Source organism: Lysinibacillus sp. 1 U-2021, assembly GCF_029916965.1.
Classification (GTDB): domain Bacteria; phylum Bacillota; class Bacilli; order Bacillales_A; family Planococcaceae; genus Lysinibacillus; species Lysinibacillus capsici.
Map to the genome: position 1 here is coordinate 1,454,496 of NZ_CP123966.1, position 23,227 is coordinate 1,477,722.

19 protein-coding genes are annotated in these 23,227 nt (G+C 38.7%); 16 read left to right on the top strand and 3 right to left on the bottom strand.

Features of this window, described 5'->3' with window-relative positions; all coding sequences use genetic code 11:
- Positions 1 to 111: 111 nt before the first annotated feature.
- Positions 112 to 1,216, top strand: a protein-coding gene (gene prfB / locus QH639_RS07555) for a peptide chain release factor 2 (RefSeq protein ID WP_237497242.1) whose coding sequence is annotated in 2 segments (ribosomal slippage) — positions 112 to 186 and positions 188 to 1,216 — 1,104 coding nt in all. Because the reading frame shifts where the segments join, the coding sequence is not laid out codon by codon here.
- Positions 1,217 to 1,259: 43 nt separating this feature from the next.
- Here prfB and QH639_RS07560 read toward each other — a convergent pair.
- Positions 1,260 to 1,769, bottom strand: coding sequence for a competence protein ComK (locus QH639_RS07560; RefSeq protein ID WP_281115923.1), 510 nt, complete (start codon positions 1,767 to 1,769; stop codon positions 1,260 to 1,262).
- A 227-nt stretch (positions 1,770 to 1,996) separates the two neighbouring features.
- On the opposite strand from QH639_RS07560, the gene QH639_RS07565 reads away from it, so the two are divergent.
- From QH639_RS07565 to QH639_RS07620, 12 genes are all read left to right on the top strand, one after another.
- Complete coding sequence (locus QH639_RS07565; RefSeq protein WP_131522090.1) at positions 1,997 to 2,245, top strand: IDEAL domain-containing protein; 249 nt, start codon at positions 1,997 to 1,999, stop codon at positions 2,243 to 2,245.
- A gap of 450 nt (positions 2,246 to 2,695) precedes the next feature.
- A complete protein-coding gene (gene uvrB / locus QH639_RS07570; RefSeq protein WP_259420212.1) occupies positions 2,696 to 4,675 on the top strand; it encodes an excinuclease ABC subunit UvrB in 1,980 nt (659 codons plus the stop codon).
- Positions 4,676 to 4,682: 7 nt separating this feature from the next.
- Positions 4,683 to 7,550 (top strand): excinuclease ABC subunit UvrA, encoded by a 2,868-nt coding sequence (gene uvrA, locus QH639_RS07575; RefSeq protein ID WP_281115924.1) that lies wholly within the window; start codon positions 4,683 to 4,685, stop codon positions 7,548 to 7,550.
- Positions 7,551 to 7,833: 283 nt separating this feature from the next.
- Positions 7,834 to 9,021: a DUF4097 family beta strand repeat-containing protein gene (locus tag QH639_RS07580; RefSeq protein WP_131522087.1), complete on the top strand. Its 1,188-nt coding sequence runs from the start codon at positions 7,834 to 7,836 to the stop codon at positions 9,019 to 9,021.
- Positions 9,022 to 9,262: 241 nt separating this feature from the next.
- The gene (ftsE, locus tag QH639_RS07585; protein WP_016991524.1) at positions 9,263 to 9,949 is read left to right on the top strand and encodes a cell division ATP-binding protein FtsE; all 687 of its coding nucleotides are present in this window, start codon (positions 9,263 to 9,265) and stop codon (positions 9,947 to 9,949) included.
- Positions 9,939 to 10,823, top strand: a complete 885-nt coding sequence (gene ftsX, locus QH639_RS07590; RefSeq protein WP_004227513.1) for a permease-like cell division protein FtsX — start codon at positions 9,939 to 9,941, stop codon at positions 10,821 to 10,823. The genes ftsE and ftsX overlap by 11 nt, the downstream gene beginning before the upstream one ends.
- 53 nt (positions 10,824 to 10,876) lie before the next feature.
- Positions 10,877 to 12,184 carry a murein hydrolase activator EnvC family protein gene (locus QH639_RS07595; protein WP_281115925.1) on the top strand — a complete coding sequence of 436 codons (1,308 nt, stop codon included), beginning with the start codon at positions 10,877 to 10,879 and terminating at the stop codon, positions 12,182 to 12,184.
- Positions 12,185 to 12,592: 408 nt separating this feature from the next.
- The gene (locus QH639_RS07600) at positions 12,593 to 13,225 is read left to right on the top strand and encodes a hypothetical protein (RefSeq protein ID WP_259420214.1); all 633 of its coding nucleotides are present in this window, start codon (positions 12,593 to 12,595) and stop codon (positions 13,223 to 13,225) included.
- Positions 13,222 to 13,809: a redoxin domain-containing protein gene (locus QH639_RS07605; protein ID WP_131522084.1), complete on the top strand. Its 588-nt coding sequence runs from the start codon at positions 13,222 to 13,224 to the stop codon at positions 13,807 to 13,809. Before QH639_RS07600 ends, QH639_RS07605 begins: the two co-directional genes overlap by 4 nt.
- 198 nt (positions 13,810 to 14,007) lie before the next feature.
- Positions 14,008 to 15,450: a S41 family peptidase gene (locus QH639_RS07610; protein ID WP_131522083.1), complete on the top strand. Its 1,443-nt coding sequence runs from the start codon at positions 14,008 to 14,010 to the stop codon at positions 15,448 to 15,450.
- Between the two features lie 122 nt (positions 15,451 to 15,572).
- Positions 15,573 to 16,754: a PDZ domain-containing protein gene (locus QH639_RS07615; protein ID WP_281115926.1), complete on the top strand. Its 1,182-nt coding sequence runs from the start codon at positions 15,573 to 15,575 to the stop codon at positions 16,752 to 16,754.
- On the top strand, positions 16,754 to 16,975 hold the full coding sequence (locus QH639_RS07620; RefSeq protein ID WP_004227503.1) for a DUF2198 family protein: 222 nt from the start codon (positions 16,754 to 16,756) through the stop codon (positions 16,973 to 16,975). The genes QH639_RS07615 and QH639_RS07620 overlap by 1 nt, the downstream gene beginning before the upstream one ends.
- Positions 16,976 to 17,009: 34 nt before the next feature.
- Here the strand turns inward: QH639_RS07620 and QH639_RS07625 are convergent, their stop codons facing one another.
- Positions 17,010 to 17,336 (bottom strand): AzlD domain-containing protein, encoded by a 327-nt coding sequence (locus tag QH639_RS07625; protein WP_048392045.1) that lies wholly within the window; start codon positions 17,334 to 17,336, stop codon positions 17,010 to 17,012.
- Positions 17,333 to 18,067: an AzlC family ABC transporter permease gene (locus QH639_RS07630; RefSeq protein WP_131522081.1), complete on the bottom strand. Its 735-nt coding sequence runs from the start codon at positions 18,065 to 18,067 to the stop codon at positions 17,333 to 17,335. The genes QH639_RS07625 and QH639_RS07630 overlap by 4 nt, the downstream gene beginning before the upstream one ends.
- 124 nt (positions 18,068 to 18,191) lie before the next feature.
- Here QH639_RS07630 and QH639_RS07635 point away from each other — a divergent pair, with 124 nt between their 5' ends.
- The 3 genes from QH639_RS07635 to addB all read left to right on the top strand — a co-directional run bounded on the left by QH639_RS07635 (position 18,192) and on the right by addB (position 23,227).
- Positions 18,192 to 18,743: a helix-turn-helix domain-containing protein gene (locus QH639_RS07635; RefSeq protein ID WP_048392043.1), complete on the top strand. Its 552-nt coding sequence runs from the start codon at positions 18,192 to 18,194 to the stop codon at positions 18,741 to 18,743.
- 11 nt (positions 18,744 to 18,754) lie between these two features.
- Positions 18,755 to 19,393, top strand: a complete 639-nt coding sequence (locus QH639_RS07640; RefSeq protein ID WP_131522080.1) for a TVP38/TMEM64 family protein — start codon at positions 18,755 to 18,757, stop codon at positions 19,391 to 19,393.
- 324 nt (positions 19,394 to 19,717) lie between these two features.
- On the top strand, positions 19,718 to 23,227 hold the full coding sequence (addB, locus tag QH639_RS07645) for a helicase-exonuclease AddAB subunit AddB (RefSeq protein WP_237899366.1): 3,510 nt from the start codon (positions 19,718 to 19,720) through the stop codon (positions 23,225 to 23,227).

Below are 23,227 nucleotides of genomic sequence, written 5' to 3' on the forward strand. Positions count from 1 at the left end.
AAAACATCTGCTATATAGTATGTTTTCGTTTCTAAAAACGTTATAATAAAAAGATACGGGGCTTTATGAATAAAGTGTTAGCTCCATGACTAACGTTCGGAGGATTTAACGATGATTGAATTAGCAGATGTACGCAATGTGTTAGACACTACAGCCAAAAAATTGGCGGACTTTAGGGGGTCTCTTTGACTTAGAGAACAAAGAGGCACGTATTCAGGAGCTAGATGAAATGATGCTAGAGCCAGGCTTTTGGGATGATCAGCAGGGTGCTCAGGTGATTATCAATGAAGGAAATGGCTTAAAAGCTATTGTCAATGAATATAAAGATTTAGTGGAAACACATGAAAATTTAGATATGACACTGGAACTTTTACGTGAAGAACCAGACGAAGAATTACAAGAAGAACTAGGCAAAGAACTAGCAGAATTCCAACAAAAGATGGCTGATTTTGAGCTTCAATTACTGCTAAGTGGCCCATACGATCAAAACAATGCCATTTTAGAGCTGCATCCTGGTGCTGGTGGTACGGAATCACAGGACTGGGGTTCAATGCTATTACGTATGTATACACGATGGGCTGAGAAGCGTGGATTTAAAGTGGAAACAGTGGACTATCTACCAGGAGATGAAGCCGGAATTAAATCTGTAACATTGTCGATTAAAGGTCACAATGCTTTCGGTTATTTACAAGCGGAAAAGGGTGTGCATCGTCTAGTACGTATTTCTCCATTCGATTCGTCGGGCCGCCGTCATACGTCTTTTGTTTCCTGTGATGTTATGCCAGAGTTTGACGACAATATTGAAATCGATATTCGTACAGAGGATTTAAAAATTGATACGTATCGTGCTACAGGTGCAGGTGGTCAGCATATTAATACGACAGATTCTGCCGTTCGTATTACGCATATTCCTACTGGTACGATCGTACAATGTCAAGCTGAGCGCTCCCAGATTAAAAACCGTGAAAAAGCGATGACGATGTTAAAAGGGAAGCTATATCAATTAGAACTTGATAAACAGCAGGCACAATTAGATGAAATACGTGGTGAACAAAAAGAAATAGGCTGGGGCTCCCAAATTCGTTCGTATGTCTTCCACCCATACTCAATGGTGAAGGATCATCGTACAAATGAAGAAACAGGTAATGTGGGTGCAGTGATGGATGGCGATTTAGATCCATTTATTAATGCCTATTTACGTTCAAAAATAAATTAATACCCAAATTCCCCAAGAGTGAGATGCTCTTGGGGAATTTTTGTTAAAAGGGTGGGTGATAGGGTGCATCTTGGCTAAGCTGTTTTCGTTCACTCATGTAATATTTATACAGCATAGAAGCGTTAAGAAATTGTTTACTAATGGAAGCATATCGAATAGGTAGTTCGATTTGTTTATTATTTTTTAACGTTACAATACACCCCATTTCACTAGGTGTAATATTAATAATTGCATGAAGCCCTATCCATATATTATGAATGGAGCTGGGAGAATAAGTTGGCAGAAAAATACAGGGATAACCGTAATCAAAGGCCACGACGATTGGTAGCTTGTGTTGATTGCCGAAAAAACGTTTAGCCGATTGTTTTGCGGCTTCATAGGTAGATCCTAATGAGAGACAGGATTTTCGAAGGACATGCATCGGTTTGCGTGTAACAATCAGCTCATTATGCTTATCAATAACATGCGTGAAGACTTTGGATTCATGCTGAATAGGTTGCAGCAAATAAGTATTGAATGACATTAAGTAGCCGTTTACAAAGTTAGTTGTCATATAGGGAGTGCCTCCTTTTTTCTAGTGATAACGGTAGTGTAAAACAGAATATGACTTTCTTAAATTGGATGAAATAGTTGAAAATCGTTCATAAAAGCACGAAATGCCTAGAGAATTTGCTCTAAATATCAATTGATTAATAGCTAATCTAAGATATTTTCGAATCGTAAGCATTGCTTTTTAATTTCAATTTTCATATAATTTAGAAAAGGATCGAGGTGAGATCGTTGGATAAATATTATTCGTATACCGATTTTCTGAAAGCCGTTGGTCAGTCGAAAAAAGTTGATGAGGCAGAGAAATTATTAAACGAGATTTATTTAGATTTATTTTTAAATCGTATCCAGCGTATGCATCGGCAAGAGCAGCTCATGGTTCTGATTGATAGAGCACTCGATGAAAAAGATGAAAACGCATTTTATCAATACGCATCCGAACTAACTTCCTTACTCCAAACAGAAGAAGAATCCTATTGACGAACCCGCTCTCCATATCTATTGGAGAGTGGGATTTTTTTGCTTTTGAAAATAGTTGCAGTGGATATAAAGAGTGTATGTTTTGATTAGAAGAAGTGGTTTTGCTTATAGAATGAGGAAAGTCATTCAAAAAGTTTGAGCCTCTGTTTATAAAAAAGCGAAAGCGCTCCGATAAAGTAGAATCCGCTCATAAAAGGAGGAGAGCCAGGCTCCTGAGAGAGTATGAGCTACACATGAAGCAAAAAGGAAATCTCATCCATCGATGAAGCTTGAAAATCTAATAAAACGGCTATTATAAGAGTAACAAGTTAAATGGACCTTATTATTATGTAATAAAAATTTTAGAGATGAAAAAAATTTTTACAAACATTCGTTCGTTAAATGTTCGAAATTTTAATATTGCTATGCTAAAATATATGTACAAATTGGAAGGAAAGGACGGGGACATGAGTGCAAACATTTGATTTACAAGCGCCATATCAGCCTAACGGGGATCAGCCACAGGCCATTGCGGAATTAGTGGAGGGTGTGAAAGCAGGCAAACGTCATCAAACATTGCTTGGTGCTACTGGAACAGGTAAGACGTTTACCATTTCGAATGTCATCCAGCAAGTCAAAAAACCAACACTAATCATGGCACACAATAAAACACTAGCTGGCCAGTTGTATAGTGAATTTAAAGAATTCTTCCCGAATAACGCTGTTGAATATTTTGTCAGCTACTATGATTACTACCAACCAGAAGCTTATGTACCGCAGACAGATACCTATATAGAAAAAGACTCTAGTATTAACGATGAAATTGATAAGCTGCGTCACTCTGCTACTTCTGCATTGTTTGAGCGTGAGGATGTCATTATTATTGCATCTGTGTCCTGCATTTATGGTTTAGGTTCTCCCGAAGAATATCGAGAAATGGTTGTTTCCATTCGTACAGGTATGGAAATTGAACGTAATCAGCTATTACGCAAGCTTGTAGACGTTCAGTATGAGCGAAATGATGTTAGTTTTACTCGCGGAACATTTCGGGTACGTGGAGATGTAGTGGAAATCTTCCCAGCCTCTCGTGATGAGCATTGTATTCGTGTGGAATTTTTTGGGGATGAAATCGATCGTATCCGTGAGGTAGATGCACTAACGGGAGAGATTTTATCGGATCGAGAGCATGTTGCTATTTTCCCAGCATCCCACTTCGTTACACGAGAAGAGAAAATGCGTAAAGCGATTGAAAATATTGAAAAAGAATTAGAGGAACGACTTGCATTATTACGTGCAGAAGATAAATTACTAGAGGCACAACGTTTAGAACAACGTACACGTTATGACTTAGAGATGATGCGTGAAATGGGCTTTTGCTCTGGGATTGAAAACTATTCACGTCATTTAACATTGCGTGAAGCAGGTGCTACTCCATATACGTTGCTAGATTACTTCCCAGAAGATTTTTTACTCGTGGTTGATGAAAGTCACGTAACACTTCCACAGGTTCGAGGAATGTACAATGGTGACCAAGCGCGTAAAGGTGTGCTCGTAGAACACGGCTTCCGCTTGCCATCAGCACTTGATAACCGTCCTTTGCGTTTTGAAGAGTATGAAAATCGTGTACATCAAGCAATTTATGTATCAGCCACACCTGGTCCATATGAGCTGGAGCATACACCAGAAATGGTAGAGCAAATTATCCGACCAACTGGATTATTAGATCCATTAATTGATGTACGTCCTATCGAAGGGCAAATCGATAATTTAATTGATGAAATACAAGATCGAATTGCGCGAGATGAGCGAGTTTTAGTGACAACGCTAACGAAGAAAATGTCTGAGGATTTATCGGCTTACTTGAAGGAAATGGGCTTAAAAGTAGAATACCTACATTCAGAAATTAAGACACTAGAGCGTATTGAAATTATCCGTGAGCTACGCAAAGGAACGTATGATGTGCTAATTGGTATTAATTTATTGCGTGAAGGTCTTGATATTCCTGAAGTGTCCCTTGTGGCCATTTTAGATGCTGATAAAGAAGGATTTTTACGTTCAGAGCGTTCATTGATTCAAACCATTGGTCGTGCTGCTCGTAACGCGAATGGTCATGTCATTATGTATGCAGACCATGTAACAGACTCGATGAAAAAGGCAATTGATGAAACGAAACGTCGTCGTGCGTTACAAATGGCTTATAACGAGGAGCATGGCATAACACCTCAAACGATCATTAAGAAAATCCCAGATGTGATTCGCGCAACACAAGTAGCAGAAGAAGAGGAATCCTATGTAACAAAGGCCACAAAAGGCAAAAAGCTGACAAAGGCGGAAAGAGAACAGCTCTTGGCTTCTCTAGAAGTCGAAATGAAGGAAGCAGCAAAAGCGCTTGATTTTGAACGTGCGGCTGAGTTACGAGATACAATATTTGAATTGAAGGTAGAAGGGTGAATGACTTGTGAAAAATACTGAAATCGTCGTGCAAGGTGCACGTGCTCATAATTTAAAAAATATTAATGTCACAATTCCGCGTGACCAATTAGTCGTTTTAACAGGATTATCGGGCTCCGGAAAGTCTTCTTTAGCATTTGACACAATTTATGCGGAGGGCCAGCGTCGTTACGTTGAGTCCCTTTCCGCCTATGCCCGTCAATTTCTTGGACAAATGGATAAGCCAGATGTCGATGCGATAGAAGGTTTATCGCCTGCTATTTCCATTGATCAAAAAACGACAAGTCGTAACCCACGATCTACTGTCGGTACGGTAACGGAAATCTATGATTACCTACGTTTACTTTATGCCCGCATTGGTAAACCAATCTGTCCAAATCATGGTATAGAAATCACTTCACAAACAATTGAGCAAATGGTGGATCGTTTATTAACCTATCCTGAGAGAACTAAGATGCAGCTCCTTGCACCAATGGTTTCTGGACGTAAGGGTACCCATGTTAAACTGCTAGAAGATTTAAAAAAGCAGGGGTTTGTTCGTGTACGAATTGATGGAGAATTGCGTGATTTAGATGATGCTATCGAACTTGATAAAAATAAAAAGCATTCCATCGAAGTAGTAGTCGACCGTGTTGTTATGAAGGAAGGGATGGCTGCTCGTCTGAGTGATTCTTTAGAAACGGCTTTACGTCTAGCGGATGGACGTGTGCTTGTCGATGTGATGGAACATGAAGAGTTACTATTTAGTGAGCATCATGCCTGCCCATTATGTGGTTTTTCTATTGGTGAGTTAGAGCCTCGTATGTTTTCATTTAATAGTCCGTTTGGTGCTTGTCCAAGTTGTGATGGCTTAGGTTCAACACAAGAGGTGGATTTAGATTTAGTGGTGCCTGATTGGGATCGTTCCTTGTTAGAGCATGCCATCGCACCATGGGAGCCAACTAGTTCGCAGTACTACCCACAATTACTAAAAGCTGTATGTGATCATTACGATATTCCAATGGACATGCCTGTGAAGGATTTGCCAAAGGAAAAAATGGACAAGATTTTATATGGCTCTGGAAAAGACAAGATACACTTCCATTATGAAAATGAGTTTGGCAATGTGCGAGATCAAATGATTGAATTTGAGGGTGTCGTGCGCAATGTTGAGCGACGTTTTAAAGAGACGACATCCGATTATGTTCGTGAGCAGATGGAAAAATACATGGCACAGCAGGCTTGCCCTTCATGTAAAGGGTATCGTTTAAAGCCTGAAACGCTAGCAGTGAAAGTAGCTGATAAACATATCGGTGAGGTTACACAATATTCGATTCAGGAAGCAGACACATTCTTCAAAGAGCTTGATCTCACTGAAAAGGATATGCAAATTGCTCGATTAGTTTTACGAGAAATCGAAGAACGATTGGGCTTCCTTGTGAATGTTGGTTTAGACTATTTAACATTGAGTCGTGCAGCAGGCACATTATCTGGTGGAGAGGCACAACGTATTCGCCTTGCTACGCAAATTGGTTCACGATTAACGGGAGTTCTCTATATTTTAGATGAGCCTTCGATTGGTTTGCATCAGCGTGATAATGATCGGCTGATTAGCACGTTACAAAATATGCGTGACATTGGGAATACGCTAATTGTGGTAGAGCATGATGAAGATACGATGCTTGCAGCAGATTATCTCATCGATGTAGGACCTGGAGCAGGCGTCCATGGCGGTCAAATTGTGGCAGCAGGAACACCGCAGGAAGTTATGAATAATGCAAAATCCTTAACTGGACAATATTTAAGCGGTAGAAAGTTTATTCCTTTACCAATAGAAAGACGCCAACCAAATGGTCGAAAGCTGTCTATTAAAGGTGCCAAGGAAAATAACTTACGCAATGTTAAAGTAGACGTTCCACTAGGCTTATTTGTAGCAGTGACAGGCGTGTCTGGTTCAGGGAAATCTACACTGATAAATGAAATTTTATATAAATCTTTGGCACAGAAGCTCAATCGTTCAAAGGTTAAGCCTGGCGAGCATAAAGAAGTGACAGGTATCGATGAGCTTGAAAAAGTAATCGATATTGACCAATCGCCAATTGGGCGTACACCTCGTTCAAATCCAGCAACTTATACAGGTGTTTTTGACGATATTCGCGATGTTTTTGCAGCAACAAATGAAGCAAAGGTACGAGGCTATAAAAAAGGACGCTTTAGCTTTAATGTCAAGGGCGGTCGCTGTGAAGCATGTCGTGGTGACGGCATTATTAAAATTGAGATGCATTTCCTTCCTGATGTTTATGTACCATGTGAAGTATGTCACGGCAAACGTTATAACCGTGAAACACTTGAAGTGAAGTATAAAGATAAGAGTATTGCAGATATTCTCGATATGACGATTGAGAATGCAGTAGTGTTTTTTGAAAATATTCCAAAGATCCAGCGTAAGCTACAAACGATTGTTGATGTTGGGTTGGGCTATATGAAATTAGGGCAACCAGCCACAACCTTATCGGGTGGTGAGGCACAGCGTGTAAAACTAGCCTCTGAATTACACCGACGCTCAACAGGGAAATCCTTTTATATTTTAGATGAACCAACAACAGGATTACATGCCGATGATATTGCTCGTTTACTTGTCGTGTTGCAGCGACTTGTTGAAAACGGTGATTCGGTATTAGTTATTGAGCATAACTTAGATGTGATTAAAACAGCTGATTATATCATTGACTTAGGTCCAGAAGGTGGAGACAAAGGTGGTACGATTGTTGCAACTGGTACACCTGAAGAGGTAGTAGAAGTAGCTGGCTCCTATACAGGCAAATACTTAAAACCAATTCTGGAACGTGATCGTATGAGAATGGATGCATTGCTAGCAGAAGCTTCTAAATCTTAAGGATTTTACATTCGAACTGAAATGATTAATCTGGATTGAAAGGTGATCGGAAATTGGAGAAAGTCGCTCAATCCAGATTGAAAATAATCCAAAATGGGAAGAACCCGCTCAAATAAAGGTTAGAAGTGATCCAACTAATCTAAAAAACGAGCAATAAAATCTTCATAGGTAAAAGCCTGACGATGTTGGAATGAAAAGACCCCATTTATTCAATTTTGCAGTGAAACTTTTCACATGATGAATCGTATAAATAGTATAACGAACTGAGGGAGGCTATTTATTTATGCAAAATGAACGTCAACGAATTTTAGAACTTGTAGAAAAAGGAACAATTTCGGCACAAGAGGCGATTACATTATTAGAAGCATTAGAGCAACCTGGCAAGTCTACTCAACATGTTATGAATGATGTGTCGAAAGAGACGCAATCCTTTTCAAGTGAAAAAGAGCCATTATTTGAAGAAAAATCAAAAGATGGTGACAAGAAAAAAGATGATTTTATGAAATACTTCCAAGATGAAATGCAAGATTTTCGTAAGGATTTAACACAAATCGGTTCTCTTTTTATGGATATGATGAATACGGCTGTTAAAAAGGTAAAGGAATTTGATGTAGCTTCTCCATTTGGAGATAAAATTGAATTTACCCATACAGAAGAAGTGGCTGCTGCCAAAGTGGACAATATTATCGCTGAACTACCTAATGGTAACTTCTCATTGGAATCCAGTGAAGGAGAAACGATTCAGGTGATTTGCAAGGTAAAGGCACCTTTGATGAACGAAAGTGAAGAAGAAACTCGTAATCACTTCTTAGAGCAATTTGTTGTGAAAGAGGAAGAGCAATCACTTCGTATTTTGAGCCAATTAAAGCTTGTTCAAGTGAATGTGAAGGTGCTAGTACCAAAGGATAAACTTGAAAAATTATCTGTTCGTCTAATGAATGGTAGTGTTTCATTACAGGATACAGAATTTGAAGAATTAAAAGTGAAAACGTTAAACGGTGCCATTAAAGGAACGAAGTTTAATTTTGGAAAAGCTGAAGTGGATTCTTCTAATGGTTCCATTGAATTAACGAATGTTCGAGGTAAGGATTTAGAGGCTGAAACATTGAATGGACGTGTTTATTTGGATGGTGCATTGGATGAAGTTGAAGCTAAGTCTGTCAATGGACATGTAGTCGTCACAACATGCTCGACAAATTCTTCAAAAATTAAAGCGCAAACAGTTGCTGGGGCAGTAGAATTGTATGTCCCACGAACAATTTCATTGAGCGGTAAAGTCGTAACGAATTTCGGTAAAGTGGATGTGGGGATCCAGGATGTTTCTAAAATAGAGTCGCAAGATCAATTCTTATCCAAAGTAGTCCGTTTCGACAAAGAAGTTGAAAATGCGAATCGCCTATTTATCGAAGGTGAATCGAAAACTGGTGCTGTTTTAGTGCGCTACACAACAACAGATGAACAACAAATTTAACAGTAGGAGCATTCAAGTTAAAGCTTGAATGCTTTTTCTTTTCAAACAGGATTCGACCTAGCATATAGAGGCGAATCTTGTTTTATTTTTGTCATATTCTTAAGGATAATGGCAAGGAAAGAATGAAATAGAAGGAACTGCCACGGATTGAAATGAAACTGTAATAAAAAAACAGAAATAGAGTGCTATAATAGTAAAAGAAATACCTCTTACATAGATGAGAGTTTTAGGTGGTTTAATCATGATAGAAATGAAAAATGTGACAAAGAAATACCCAAACGGTGTTGTTGCGACAAATGGTATTTCCGTTAATATAAAGCAAGGCGAATTTGTGTATGTAGTTGGCCCAAGTGGGGCAGGGAAATCCACATTTATTAAATTGATGTACCGTGAAGAAAAAGCAACATCAGGACAAATAATTGTAAATGGTATTGATTTAGCAACTTTAAAGAATAAGAAGGTCCCTTTTTTGCGCCGTCAACTTGGTGTAGTTTTCCAAGATTTCAAATTGCTACCTCGTTTAAATGTTTATGAGAATGTAGCGTTTGCGCTTGAAGTAATAGAGGAAAAGCCTGATGAAATCCGCCGTCGGGTTATGGAAGTGCTAGAACTAGTTGGATTGAAGCATAAAGCGAGAATGTTTCCAAATGAACTTTCAGGTGGAGAGCAGCAACGTGTATCGATTGCTCGTTCAATCGTCAATGTTCCAAAAGTTGTGATTGCAGATGAACCTACAGGGAACCTTGACCCTGAAACATCATGGGAAATTATGAATTTATTTGAGGAAATTAATGCACGTGGGACAACGATTGTAATGGCAACCCACAACCGTGAAATTGTAAATACGATTCGTCGTCGTGTTATTGCAATTGAAGGCGGCTTAATTGTCCGTGATGAACACGGAGGTGAATACGGCTATGAAATTTAGTACAGTAAAGCGCCACTTCCGGGAAAGTATCAAATCACTTGGTCGAAATAGCTGGATGACCATTGCCTCTGTCAGTGCCGTTACCGTTACGCTCATTCTAGTAGGTGTTTTTGCGCTTATTATGATGAATTTAAATAAAGTAGCAACGGATTTAGAAAACGATGTCGAAATTAAAGTGTTAATTGATGAAACAGCAGATGAAGCTGCGGAAAAAGCACTCATCGAAAAAGTCAAAAAATTGCCTGGTGTCTCCGAGATGACGTATTCCACTAAGGAAGATGAGTTAACCAAGCTAGTAAAAGACTTCGGTGATGATTTTAAACTATTTGAACAGAGTAACCCTTTACGTAACGTTATTTATGTAAAAGCCGCTGATCCACAGCAAACAGCAAAAGTTGCGAAAACCATTGATAAATATGAGTATACATATGATGTAATGTATGGCGAAGGAAAAGTTGAAAAACTATTTAACTTCTTAAATATTAGTCGTAATGTAGGAATCGTACTTATTTTAGGGTTATTATTTACAGCAATTTTCTTAATTTCGAATACAATTCGTATAACGATTATAGCTCGTCGTGATGAAATAGAAATTATGAAACTTGTAGGGGCTACAAATTCATTCGTGCGTATCCCATTCTTATTAGAAGGTATGTGGCTTGGAATTTTAGGTTCAATTATTCCGATTGCGGTTGTCACAACCCTTTACCACAATATATATAAAATTATTGCACCACGTTTACAAGGAGAGCTTGTTCAATTACTAGATTTTTCTCCACTTGTGTATCAGGTAAGCGGTCTTCTGTTACTCATTGGTGTACTGATCGGTATTTGGGGAAGTTTCATGTCAGTACGTAAGTTTTTAAAAATTTAGGGACAACGGATATTTGTGAAAAAGAAAAGAATAGTCGAAGGGGAGTTCAATCGGTGAAAAGTAAGGCGAAAAACACATTAAAAACACTTGCAGTAGCATCTGCTCTAATTCTTTTTATCCAAACTCCATCAGCATATGCAACAAGTCTATCGGATTTAAAAGAAGAAAAGAAACAAGTTGAGACAAAGAAGAATCAGTTAAATTCATCTATCAGCAATAAATCAAATGCAATTACAGCTAATCAAGAAAAGCAACAACAAATCTTAGATCAAATTCAGGCATTGAACGCTGAAATCGACAAAACTAATAGTAATATTAAAAAAGTACAAGCAGATATTCGGGCAACAAATGAGGAAATTAAAAAGTTAGAAGCTTCTATTGAAGAGCTTTTGCATAAAATTGAAGAGCGCGATTTATTGTTACAAGAACGTGCACGTGCCATTCAAGCTGGGGGCTCTGTTAGTTATTTAGATGTATTGCTAGGCTCTAATAGTTTTGTAGACTTTATTGATCGTTTCTCTGCAGTTAATGCATTATTGGAAGCGGATCGTCAAATTATTCAAGATCAAAAAGATGATAAACAAAAATTAGAAGAGCAAAAGCAAATTGTAGAAGAGAAACGTAAAAACTTAGAGGGTAAAAAAGCTGAGCTTGAACGATTAAAAGCATCATTAGATAGTCAAAAAACTGAGAAAAATAAACTAGTCGACCAATTAGAAAAAGAGCAAGAAAAGCTGAAATCAGAAAAGGTATTACTTGAAAAAGAATACTCAGAGGCTTTGGAAGTAAGTCAGGAATTGCAAGATCAAATTATTGCTGAACAAAATCGTTTGGCTGAAATTGCGCGTCAGCAAGAGGCGAAACGTAAAGCAGCTGCAGCGGCCGCGGCAGCAGCTGCTGCTAACAATGATGGCGGATCATCTGGTGGTACAGTCCATGCGCCTCAATCAAACGGAACTTGGATTAAACCAACAAATGGTCGCTTAACATCACCATATGGTTGGCGAAATCTTGGAGCAGGTCCTGAATTCCATTATGGTGTCGACCTTGCAAATGCAACAGGAACACCAATATGGGCAGCAGCAGATGGCGTAGTTTCTTACGCAGCACCACTTAGTTCGTATGGTAATGTTGTCATTCTGACGCACTCTATCGATGGACAAATTTACACAACTGTTTATGCACATTTAAGTGCATTTAATGTTAGTGTAGGACAAGAAGTAACACAAGGTCAGCAAATTGCAGCCATGGGTAGTACAGGTCGCTCTACTGGCCCACACTTACACTTTGAAGTGCATATCGGTCCTTGGAAAGGACAAGCAGTCGGCAGTGTAAATCCACTGAAATATATTCCGTTGTAAGCATAAAAGCTATACACTAGCATTTTCTAGTGTATAGCTTTTAATATTTCATCGAATGTTTCACCATTCACACTTATAGGTCTACCCATTAATAGGCAATAAACCCTTTTTGAATAAGTAATAGCCAATTAATAGGCAACATCAGCTTATTTGTTATTTAATAAGGTTCTTTTTACTCCCCAAGTAATTAAGTCGCTTTGAAAGTATAACTCCTCCCTTTTCTCATTTTGCGAAATATTCGATTGAAAGTTTCATCGCTATTATAAGATTCTAAATAATGTTATGATGAATATATACTTAGTGGGGTATTTTTATTATTGTTATTTCTGAAGATTTTCTTAAAACAGTGTGAAATAGTCTTTTTTTAAAAAGGTTCTATGCTATGCTTTCGGAGGAGGATTCGTTGAATTGATAAATACAGAGTGGTACTCAATCCGAACATTAACTTTACCAGCTACTGCAGTCGCTTTACTAATTACTTTTTTCATTGTGTGGCTTATCTTGCGCTTACAATTTTCTAAAAAGTGGTCTGAGCTATATAGTGATGCCATTTTCACCTTTATTATTGTTTGGAAGTTAAGTTTGCTTGTGACAGATTTCAAAACAGTAGTAAACAATCCAATTACATTGCTTTATTTTAATGGCGGAACAATGGGTGTTCTTCTCGGTGTCATCGTAGCATCTTTGCAAATATTGAGAAAGCGACAGAGTATACAGCTTGAGGAACAAGAGATGGTAGCTGGTAGCTGGGCTATTATTCTAACACAATCCATTTATCAAATGCTTGCTGTGCTACTTAATGACAACAACACATCGAGTGAAGTTATAACATTAGCTGTGCTAAGTGTAGTCACGCTCGTCATATTATGGAGATTAGTAGCGGTGAAACAAGCTCTCATACTCTATACAATTAGCTATTTGATCGTGGCTATCTTACAGCCGCTTGGTATAGGGCAAACAGCTGTAGGTGTCAGTGTCATACTACTTTGTTTGGGCTTAACTATACAGCATGAACGAATCAATGTGGGAGGTAAGAAATGAAAAAAAATATTGGACTGCTGGTCGTTGTGCTATTAGTGGTTGCGATGATTGGTACATATGTAAAACAACAAATTGACGAAGAACGTGCCATAGATAAATCGGCTCTAGGTAAGGATATGGAGGAGCTAGAAACCGGCTTAAGCAAAGGCGATATACCGCCTGATTTCACCTTAACAAGCTTAGATGGGGAAGATATCACGTTAAGTGATCTTCGTGGAAAAAAAGTCGTTTTAAATTTCTGGGCGACATGGTGCCCACCTTGTAAGGCGGAAATGCCGCATATGCAAAGCTTCTATGATGAGTATGCAAAAGAGAAAAACGTTGAAATTATAGCGGTCAATTTAACAGAAGCTGAACGTGATGTGACTGCTGATGCCAAAGTGGACACAGTGATGACATTTAGAGATAGCTTCGAGCTAACGTTCCCTATTTTATTGGACCCAGACAATGAAGCTGGCTTGAATTATCAAGTCATCACGATTCCAACCACTTATTTTATTGATTCCAAGGGTCTCATTCAACGCGCCATCAGAGGACCAATGGACGTGGATATGTTAAATGATTATGTAGATGCACTAGATTGATTGATAAAAAATCTGTTCGTTTTCTATAGTGGAAACGAGCAGATTTTTTTATTTTTCATGAACCAAGGTATATCCATGCGAATCAACAACCAACATGCATGTGTAAAGTGAAATATTCTCTCTTAACAAATTTGAAAGGTAATTTTGTATGTTTGAAAAAATAGAGTCATACAGTAAAAGAGACGGAGGAGGGAAGATTTGCGCAAATTAACAGCCGGTGTCGGAGTCCTACTTAGTAGTTTGGTGGTGGGCAGTGGTATTTACTTTGATTGGTTTAATATTGGCGATAAAAAGGAGCCTGTTACGGAGGTTGATACTATTGGTGAGGCTATGACAATCATTGAAGAAAAATCAGTATACAGTACAAAAAAGGATGCATTGGTGGAGGGGGCTCTTCGTGGGATGGCTGATGCCATTAAAGATCCTTATAGCACGTATTACTCCAAGGAAGAGGCTGAGCAACATCGGCAAATGCTAGCGGAGGAACGGGTAGGCATCGGTATTGAACTAACAGAAAATAAAGGGAAGTTTATCGTTGTGTCACCTGTTCGTTCGTCACCAGCAGAGAAAGCGGGCATGCGTTCACTCGATGAAATTGTACAAGTTGATGGGGTACGGATAGATGGGAAAACAATGAGTGAATTAATGCATTTAATTCAAGGTGAAAAGGGAACGAAAGTAACCATTGTTGTCTATCGTCCAAGTGAAGATAAGCATATTAAGATGACGATGGAGCGCGCAGCAATATCTAATAAAACGGTAACTAGTGAGGTAGTGAAGGTAGAAGATACAGCCATTGGCTATGTAGTGATCTCATTATTCGGTGAAAAAACCGCCAATGAATGGGTGGCAGAAACGAGTAAATTACTTCGTAAAGATGTGGAAGGAATTGTCATCGATGTACGGGATAATCCAGGTGGTTATTTACATAGCGTCGCAGCGCTACTGAGCACAGTATTGGACAATGGCAAAGTATTTGCATATATGCAAAATGCGGAAGGTGCTATGGAACCATTAAAAACGCAAACAAAAGGCTTTGATGAAAAATATATAGAAACGATGAATAAAATTCCAATTGTTGTTTTGCAAAATCAAGGGAGTGCATCTGCTAGTGAAGTATTGAGCGGTGCTTTAAAAGGCTGGGGACGCGCTTCACTTGTTGGAGTTAAGAGCTTTGGAAAAGGGACTGTACAAGAATCTTGGGAGCTTTCCAATGGCGGGGAGCTTAAATTATCAACCAACAAATGGCTAACACCAAAACGTGAATGGATTCATGGGCAGGGCATTGAAGCCAGTTTAATGATCGAACAAAATGAATTATTTGCTTTTCAACTTCATCCACTAACAGGTAAGTTTAAAGTGGGCGATATGAGTGAAGAGATTTCCTATTCACAAAACGCCTTGCAGAAACTAGGCTATCAAATCGATCGTTTAGATGGCTATCTGGATGAAACAACCGCAGAAGCCGTTAATCTTTATCGTAAACAGAAAAAATTAAAGCTAGCAGAGGACGAATTTTATATGGACACGACTTTCTTTAATAGTTTAAACGAAACGTTAAAGGATTTTAAAGCCGATCGTCAAAATGATCAACAATTCCAAATGGCCACTAGTTTTTTACTGCATACGATTGACCAATAAAACTTGCTGACAGAACAAAAATACTATAATACAAAGCTTTCTATGAGTTTGTACTACGCAAGCGTGTAGTCCTTTGATACAATAAATTCATAGTATTCAAGATAGAAATGGCGGGTGTTCGTATGGTTAGTGAGATATTAATAGAAATTGTAACAGCGATTGGCCGCTTTTTACTCAACCCATTACTGTATATACTCATAATATTTGCTATTATTTTAGGTTATCGTCGAGTAAAACAGGAGCGTAAATATTTTAATAGACGTATTATTTGGGGCTGGACGGAGCTAATCGGACAATGGAAAGATGGGTGGCTCTATGCACTGATTATTTCTATCATTAGTATTGGAGCAGGTCTAACTGTCCCAAAGGAATTTTTAATCATTTTAACGGCAGTTTCTATAGTAGCACTTATCTTGTTTGTCATGAATGCAATGTCGCCTATTTTGACAATGGGGATTGCCACACTTGCAATATGGGGTATGTCCTATTACAATTGGTCATTTTCCTGGTGGAAAATTTCGGTAGAGGCTGTCCATTTAGAGAGTGGCGCAATTGTGACAATTACCATTCTTGCGGGCCTTTGTGTTATTGCAGAAGGGCTATTAATTCGACGTATGGCGATGAAGGTTACAACACCTTGTATTGAGAAAACGAAGCGGGGTATGCAGGCAATTGTCTATCGGTCAAAAAATGTATGGGTATTACCTATTTTCTTTGTTATTCCTGGTGATGCGATTTCGGCTATATTCCCATATTGGCCACAGTTTACGATAGGTCATAATAGCTTTGCACTTGTGTTATTTCCACTTGTCATTGGCTTTACTAAACTGACAAGAAAGGAATTACCAGCTTACATGTATCCAAAAATTGGCCGACCTGTCTTTTTACTTGGACAGCTTATTTTAATAGGAGGATTGGCTGCATATTTTGAGCCAGTGATTGGCTTCATTACACTTGCTGTTGGTGTAGTTATCCGGATTATAATTGCTATCTACTTTGCACAACAGGAAAAAACAGATCATTATGCAGTTGCGCCAAGTACGAAGGGTGCTATTATTGCAGCCGTTCTTCCTGATTCACCTGCTGAGAAGATGGGCTTACTTGCAGGAGAATGTATCCGCAAAGTAAATGGTGTGTCAATTTTTACAGAAAATGAGTTATACGAAGCACTGCAATTAAATGCAGCTCATTGTCGTCTAGAGGTTTTAGACAGAAACAATGAATTACGTTTAACACAACATGTGATTTATAGCAATGATCATTACCGTATTGGCTTATTATTAGCTGAGCCGAGGGAAGTATAATGGACGTTTTTGGGAAGATGATGCTAGCATTATTCATACCAGCTTTATTGGTATTACTATTCACTAGAATTACCTATAACCGCTATGTTGCATTATTATTAGCCATTGCACTTATTGCTGCCTCTGTATATGCAGGCTATACATCCCCACCTATTATTTTCGTTATCGATGCATTTTCATTAACAGTAGGCTTTTGGCTAGCAAGTAAAATGAATAAATAAGGAAAGGTCAGTCCAGGCAATAGGACTGACCTTTTTACATGAAAAATCGCACGGCTGCCATAATGATTACTCCTGCAACTACTGTAATCGATAAGCTTTTTGTGACAAGGGCAATAATAAGAGTAGGAACAAATGTAATAAAGACTGGCCAATCAAGTGTCACTACTTTGCCGCTTTCAGTATCTATTAAATTTTCAATGACAAGAGCACTTAATATACAAACAGGAATAAAACTAAGCCATTTTAGCACAACATCAGGTAGTGTTACACTACGCACAAAAATAAATGGAATGACACGCGGTAGCCATGTTACAAGTGCGCAGCCGATAATAAGCCAGACCATATAAGAAGTTGTTGTCATTTATCTGTCACCACCCCAATTGTTGCGACAATCACAGTTGCCAGTAGTACAGCCACATGTGAAGGGACTACATAAGAAAGACCGTACATAATAACCGCCATATAGCCAATTAACTTGATATAATGCATGATTCTACTTTTACCAACACTGCTCAATTGCAAAACTAAAAGTGCAACAAACATGGCAACCAAGGCAAAATCTAAACCCCATTTTTCCGGATTTGCTACCCACTGTCCTAAAAAGGCACCCGTAACACAGGAAAGAATCCAAAAGATATAGGCTGTTATATTTAACCCATCCATCCATTTACCATATAATTTACCTGTTTGCATTTGCTTTGTTACGGCTACACCAAAGGTTTCATCCGTTAATAATGTACCAAAGCCAACATTTCTAAGCATGGAGTAGCGCGTAAAGTGAGGTGCTAATGTTAAACTCATTAATAAATGGCGTAGATTCACTACGAAAATGGTTACAATGATAGCAGAGGCAGGGCTACTTGTTAAAAGTAGTGCACAAAAAATAAATTGTGCAGAACCTGCGTAAATCAGTATCGTTAATAGCGCGATTTCAAGGACAGATAACCCTGAAGCGGAACCTACAACCCCAAATGCAAGTCCTATACTAATATAACCGAGTAATGTAGGCACGCAATCTTTCACGCCTTGTAAAAAACTGTCATTGGAAGAGCTTGTTGTGTCATCATGTTGAAGCTCTGTTGTACTTGTCATAAATAGGTCATCCTTTCTTGATAATTTCCATGTATACTATTGATGGAATTGTTTGATAGTTCTTGGTGTTTATTAAAGTATACATATGTCTGATAAAATAAACAATAGAAATTGGTGAGTAAAGATGGAACAAATGAGTCGAAATTTAGCATTTCAATTAAAGAAAATTAGACAGCAACGTCATTTAAGTCTCGATGATGTGGCCAAAGCGACAGGTGTCAGTAAAGCACAGCTTGCACAAATCGAAAAAGGGGAGGCCAATCCGACTGTTTCAACAATTTGGAAAATTGCAGCGGGTATGCGTATGTCATTCTCTTCATTATTACAGCCGCCAACTGCCCATTACATGCGTTATAGCAGTAAAGATGTACCACATGTCGATGAGGATGAGGGACGCTATCGTGTTTACTCTATAATTCCGTATAATCCAGAGCGAGGCTGGGAGTTTTATAAGGTTGAAATGGAGCCAGGGGCAGTTAGTAGGAGTGAAGCCCATACAGAAGGGGTAGAGGAAACTGTAATGGTTATTAAAGGACAAGCAGTTATTTCTGCTGGAGACATGCATGAATTACTAGATGAAGGGGATACACTAGTATTCTCAGGGCATCAACCCCATGAATATCGCAATACTTCAGAAGGGTTAACAATTTTTCATTTAATTTTACAGTATAAATAGAGGTGTCGATATTGAATGAATGGTTTACTGTAGAAAATATTGAACAGGTTGCGGCACAGTATCGAACGTTCGGCCCAATCATTGGTTTACTGCTCCCGTTTTTAGAGGCGTTTTTACCATTCCTACCATTAGTCGTATTCGTTGTGGCGAATGCCAGTGCATTCGGCTTATGGCTAGGATTTCTATTATCTTGGCTAGGCTCTGTAGCTGGCTCCTATGCAGTTTTCTTACTTGTGCGTCATTTTGGCAAACATCCAAGATTAAAATTTTTAACAGGTAGTAAAAAAGTACAGAAGCTTATTAAATGGGTGGATATGAATGGCATCAGCCCTCTTTTTGTCCTCCTCTGCTTCCCTTTTACACCATCTGTGATTGTCAATATTGTAGCGGGATTGTCACATATCCATAAAAAATTTTACTTAATCGTTTTGCTTGCAGGAAAGTTTGTCATGATTTTAGGTATGAGTGTATTGGGCTATGATTTAAAATCGCTTTTGACAAGCCCAGTGAGATTGATAATTGCAGCTGTGGCCATTGTTATTTTATGGTGGGTTGGAAAGTTGATAGAGAAGCGTTTGAATGCCCGTGTAGAAAGAGATTTAAAGCAAGCGCGAAATTTGACGAAAAAGCAGGATCACCATGCCAGTTAGTAAAAATTTGTAGCCTCTTTCATTATCTGAAGAGGCTGCTTTTTTGTGTAATAAATTAACCTTTTTATAGGTAGGTGAAGGTTGATAGATAGTATTTACTAGTTTTTTTCGATAGAATTTAAGATAGATGATTTATGTTGTTTTTAGTAGGCTGGGAAAACTGCTTCACCATAGATGAGAAGCGATCAATAGTCTGGAGAAGCCGCTCCAAAATAGATGAGAAGTAATCAATTCAGTGAAAGAATCGCTCAAATAAAAGTATAAATCTTTATTTCATTAAAAGAGACACTCGCAACAGCAAGTTAATGAGGAGGGGGAAAGCAAATGACATTGCGTATTGTTTCAGGACGTTCGGGAACAGGGAAATCGGCATTTATTCATCAGGAAATTGTTGAGCAATTAAAGACTGATCCATTGGGGCATCCGATTTTCATGATAGTGCCTGACCAAATGTCTTATTCTACGGAATATGAGCTGACAAATAAGCATGGTTTACAAGGCTTGATTCGAGCACAGGTGATGACGTTTAAACGTTTAGCATGGTTGGTTTTACAGGAAACAGGAGGTATTGCTCGTAAAGAAGTAAATGGCTATGGCTATCGAATGCTTATTCGTAAGCTTTTGGAGGAACAAAAAAGCGAGTTTTCCTTATTTCGACAAGCAGCAGGAAAACGTGGCTTTACGGAGGAAATTGAAACCCTTTTAAGAGAATTTAGTCGCTATAGCGTCAATAGCTCAGTCTTGGCAGAGGTAACGGAATCGTTAAAGGCTATAGATGCACCAAATACATTGCAGGCGAAAGCGAATGATTTACATGTTGTTTTGCAGGCACTAGAGGAACGACTTGGTACGACGTATGTTGACAGCGAGGGCTATTATCCGATTTTAACGGAGCACCTGAAATATGCAGAAACGATGAAGCAAGCGACCATTTATATTGATGGTTTCACCGCTTTCACTGTGCGAGAGTTAGAACTGGTTCGTGAATTGTTGAAGGTAACGAAGCAAGTAACTGTCGTCCTTCCCTTTGATCATATGGATGAAGCCTTTGATGAACAAGCTTTATTCCATGAAGCAGCCTTAACGAATCAACGTCTTCATGATATGGCAAAAGAAGAGGGCATTGATGTTGAATTACCATTACATTTTTATAACACTCAAAGATTTCATTCTAAAGATTTACAGCATGTGGAGGCAAAATTTGCTGATTTGGAGCCCCAAACGAAAAAAACTTCAGGAGATGTAACCGTGCTTGAAGCATCCAATCGTCGAGCAGAGATACATGCGATTGCCCGGGAAATAACAAAACTGACAAGAGAAGACGGTTTTCGCTATCAGGATATCGTACTTTTGTATAGACAAGCAGATCTCTATGATCCACTTATTACAAGTATTTTCCAACAATATGAAATTCCTATTTTTACAAATACAAAAAAAACAATGCTACATCATCCATTAATAGAGCTAAGTCGTTCAGCCTTGGAGGTTATGACCTCAAATTGGAAATATGAGCCAGTTTTCCGTAGTGTTAAAACCGATTTGTTTTTCCCATTACAAGCGGAGCTAACAATTTGGCGTGAGCGAGCAGATCGATTAGAAAATTATTGCTTGGCACAAGGCATCTATGGTGAACGATGGTTTGAGGAGGCACGTTGGTTTTATAAAAAATATCGAGGTCTAGAATTCCATTCGCGTGTACAAACAGATGAAGAGCGTGCAATGCAGGCAGAAATCGAGGCCATTCGAGATGAAATTCGCCAACCTCTAAAACTTTTACAAGACAAACTTGATAGCGCCAAGAATGGCAGGGATATTGCGACTGCTTTATTTGAACTTATAGAGTCATTACAGGTATATGATAAACTACAAGCCATGAAAGACCGTGAGCTAGAGCGAGGTGACGCATTAGCTGCAAGTGAACATGAACAAGCTTGGAATGAATGGATTGCTGTTCTGGACCAATTCGTTTATATGTTTGGTGAGCAGGAGATGTCTGTAGAGCAAGCAGCCAAAATTCTTGATGAAGGCTTTGATACATTAGAATTTTCAAGAATTCCGCCAACCCTTGATGAAGTAATGGTGGCTACTGTTGATTTAGCTCGTTTATCCAATATCAAAGTCGCTTTTGTAATAGGAATGAATGATGGTGTTTATCCAACTCGGATGGAGTATGAGGGCTTGTTGTCAGATATCGAACGTGAATGGTTTAGTCAAATTGGCTATGAACTTGCCCCTACCTCTACTAATCGTTTATTACAGGAAAATTTCTTGTTCTATCGTGCTATTACAACGCCATCTAACAAATTGTATATGACCTATCCCACGGCGGATGAGGAAGGCAAGGCACTCCTAGCCTCACTTTATATGAAGAAAATAATAGGAAATGACAAAAAGGCTGGGTTATTAAGTGGTGTATCAATAGAACGAGTGGTAATCGACCCGATTGAATTACTAGATGGAGATGTTTTACCATATTTACGCCATCCAAGGACTGCATTGGCACATCTAATGGTACAGCTACGTCAAGCTGAACATAGCCGTGAACTAGCTCCAGAATGGCTAGCTTTACAAAGATTTTATAAACAAGATCCTTATTGGGCACTCATTTTCGACCGCGTACTTTATCCAATTACCCATAAAAATGAGGCTGAGCCACTTGAAACCTATATTACACAGGAATTATATGGTCAGAAGCTAACATCCAGTGTGTCGCGAATTGAGAAATACTTCAGATGTCCTTTTTCTCATTTCACTACGTATGGCCTACGTCTAGAAGAGCGAGCTGAGTATCGTCTAGAAACGTTTGCAATGGGTGACTTATTCCATGAGGCATTAAAGTGGATTACAGAGGAAACACATCGTCAGCAATTATCTTGGATTCGTTTAACAACAAAGCAAATTAAACAATTAGCACGTCAAGCAGTAGAACAAATTGTTCCAGTCTTTTCCCATCAAATCCTATTATCCAGTGCCCGCTATCGCTATATTCAGCGTAAGCTAATTCGAATTGTTGAGCGTACAATGACAGCACTGACACAGCATGCAAATGTATCACACTTCAAACCAATTGCAATTGAGGCGTCGTTTGGTCCTGGACAACATGAACAGCTACCACCACTAGAGATTGATTTGACTGGTGGCAAGAAAATGTTTATGCGTGGACGTATTGATAGAGTGGATAGTGCAACGATAGATGACCGCTCTTATTTGCGGATTGTCGACTATAAATCCTCAGCTCGTGACCTTGATTTAAATGAGGTTTATTACGGATTATCCTTACAGGTCCTAACGTATTTAGATGTGGCAATGGAAAATAGTTCATACTGGCTATCAGGTGAAGCAGAGCCAGCAGGGGTACTGTATGTCCATGTCCATAATCCGATGCTGAAGCTGGATAAAGATTTGACGGACAGTGAAGTAGAAGAGGATCGTTTAAAGCAGTATAAAATGAAAGGTTTGCTATCTGAAAATGCTGAAGCGATTTTATCGATGGACGAGCAATTGGAAGAAAGTAGCGGACATTCAAAAATCATTCCTGTCTATATGAAAAAAGATGGGACACCGTCTGAGTCACAATCGCGTATAGTTCCTGTCAATGATATGAAAAAGTTGCAGCATTTTGTTCGTCGTAAACATCAGGAGGCAGGGAATGGTATCTTATCTGGTGATACGGCCATTAGCCCCTATAAATTAAAAGCCAAAACGGCATGTGATTATTGTCAATTTGCTGCGGTTTGCCAGTTTGATCCATCAGATGGTAAACAAAACTATCGTCAATTAATGCAAGCAAAGCCGAATGATATTGTCGATAAAATTCGGAAGGAGATAGAATAG